The organism is Acidithiobacillus sp. HP-11, assembly GCF_015100075.1.
Classification (GTDB): domain Bacteria; phylum Pseudomonadota; class Gammaproteobacteria; order Acidithiobacillales; family Acidithiobacillaceae; genus Acidithiobacillus; species Acidithiobacillus thiooxidans.
In genome coordinates, this window is the sequence record NZ_JACKYY010000099.1 from 1 (window position 1) to 2,325 (window position 2,325).

General features: G+C 43.5%; 3 protein-coding genes and 1 pseudogene. 2 read left to right on the top strand and 2 right to left on the bottom strand.

All coding sequences use genetic code 11. The features are described from left to right. Window positions 1-171 (bottom strand): annotated as a pseudogene (locus tag H7F08_RS15135) (ISL3 family transposase); the annotation flags it as partial. A gap of 78 nt (window positions 172-249) precedes the next feature. Here H7F08_RS15135 and H7F08_RS15140 point away from each other — a divergent pair. Both H7F08_RS15140 and H7F08_RS15145 read left to right on the top strand, forming a co-directional pair. Next, window positions 250-678 (top strand): DedA family protein, encoded by a 429-nt coding sequence (locus tag H7F08_RS15140; protein ID WP_193640990.1) that lies wholly within the window; start codon window positions 250-252, stop codon window positions 676-678. 155 nt (window positions 679-833) lie between these two features. Further along, on the top strand, window positions 834-1,940 hold the full coding sequence (locus H7F08_RS15145; protein WP_031573976.1) for a hypothetical protein: 1,107 nt from the start codon (window positions 834-836) through the stop codon (window positions 1,938-1,940). Between the two features lie 171 nt (window positions 1,941-2,111). Here the strand turns inward: H7F08_RS15145 and H7F08_RS15150 are convergent. Then, on the bottom strand, window positions 2,112-2,325 hold a 214-nt coding region (locus H7F08_RS15150; protein ID WP_193640991.1), incomplete at its 5' end, for a transposase.

Genomic DNA, 2,325 nt, shown 5'->3' on the forward strand with positions numbered 1-2,325 from the left:
GTCATGGACCGGGCAGTCCTGACCGCAGACAGGGCAAGCAAGCCGACTTCCCTTGGGAAAGTTGATATGCAGGTCCAACCGCTTCTCCTCCAGCTTGAAAGTCACATCGTCCACCATCCACGGCGGAACCAAYCCCAACGCCAAGGTAAACAGCTTGTCTTCGTCCATCATTAACCTTCCCTAGATCAGCAATGCCCTAAGACTACCGTACCCTCGTATCCACTCCAAGTAGCGAGGAGCCTGGCTGGATTGTTCCTGGAAAGCGCCGGTGTCATTTTTTTACCTGGGGAGACCTTGTTGATTGGTGCAGGTTTTGTAGCCAGCCAAGGTGCCTTTAATCCGCTAGTATTATTTGCCCTCGGCATAATAGGTACCAGTGCCGGTTGGTTCACCGCCTATTACATAGGTTACAAAGTCGGTATCAAATGGGTCAAAAAACATGGTCGATGGATAGGGATTACAGCAGAACGCCTTAATAAGACGCATACTTTCATGAATAAATATGGCTCCATAGTGGTGCTATTTGGCCGATTCATTGTTCCGTTGCGACAGCTTCAAGGCTACATCTCTGGATCCGCAGAAACAACACTACAGGATTTTTATCTCTGGAATATATTAGGTGCAGTCATATGGGTTGCGTTTTGGGGCGGCGCTGGATATTTTTTGGGAATGTTATAGATGTTTGTGATTTAATGTTCATAAAGTTACCTGTAAACGTGAAATGGAGGGCTACAATCATTTCTATTGATAGAATTAAATTTACATGGTGGTTATCATCATTCTTATTGTGTATAGCCACATTTTATGTGAGTCCTGCTTATGGAAAGCAAGTGATGACATTAAGCCAAATAGAAAATATTGCGCAGCAGTCACCGGCAATGCGCGAGAAAGAAAATGACGTACGTGCAGCCCGGCAGGAGATCAAAATTTTACACGCAGAAAGCTCGCCCATTCTCCAAGGGAGAATAAAGGCTGGTCATTATACCCACTTCAACTATGACGGTATTCCACGCGCCTACATTATGAAACCAAAACTCGGATTTAAATATTATTTATTTGGTGGAAATAAATATTTACGTCACATTACCGCAGAAGCCGAGCCCGCATACTACAAAAATCTTTCTAAATATGACTCAGAGTCAAGAAATATCAGAATGCATATTCAGAAGTCATATGTGACCTACTGGGAGAACTATAAGATAGCACGAGAGTTAAAAAAGATTTTAATAATTTTTAAACATGATAAACATATTCCAGAAAGTGTGCATGGAATTCTTGAAAGGTTGCGTCTAACGACTTATCTTTCACGCATGCGTACAGAAATATCTTTACATAAGTTGATCGAAACTATAGGACACAAGCTTCATTCATTTATTCCTAAGCGACCAAATGAAAAACAAAATGCGCACAGAATTACACCAAGCGTGCTCCGCCGGCATCCTGCTATTGAAGGTTTAATACGCTATTATCATGGGCAGCGCAAACTCGGTTGGTTACGATTTCTTGATGTAAAGTTAAAGCTTTTTGTGAGACCCTCCTACTACCCTGCAGCGGGAAGAACGAAAATGGCAATCATCGGTGGTTTATACCTGAACATGCCGATCGACATCATGGGTGCAGTACATCATGCGAATCAGCAGCTCGATATTGATCGGGAAAACATCCTTCTGAAGCTCAAGCAAGATGCTTTAAAAAGTCAGCAAGAACATAAAATTACTAAAATAAAGTTACCCATTTATCATAAAAAGGAACGGTTCTGGAAAAACCGCACTCAGTATTGGTATAACTTTTTAAAACGGGTACTATCACGAGATAATGGCGATATAAAGGCAAAAAATGCTGTGAACAAGGTGCCTCATGCCTTGAGGGCTTATCGAGAAGCGACACTTAAGTGGATTCATGCTGAAGCGGCTTTGACTTTAATGCAGTATCGCTCTTGATCATATTACCTGCTGTATAATTTATTCATCACGTAGACACTCCGTAATTCATGATTAGTAAGTATCTCCCGGCAAAGCCGGGAGCTTTAGTTCATGAGCCGCTCAAAGCGGCTTAAAACGGGGACGCTAACGCGGCCACTCAGTTTTGGCGCCACCACTGGGTGGCACGGATCAGCTCCATATGTTCAACTGATCTACTCGTTCATCCTCTTTCTCCTGATGGCGAATATAATACCGAATCATCGCTTCATCTCTGCCCACCGTCGATACAAAATATCCGCGCGCCCAAAAATGCTGACCCACGGACTTACGCTTCCGTTCACCGTAAGTCCGTGGGTCAGCATTTTTGGGCGCGCGGATATTTTGTATCGACGGTGGGCAGAGA

Excerpts from the sequence above, each read along its gene's own strand:
- H7F08_RS15145 (WP_031573976.1), top strand. The coding sequence starts at position 834 with ATGACATTAAGCCAAATAGAAAATATTGCGCAGCAGTCACCGGCAATG.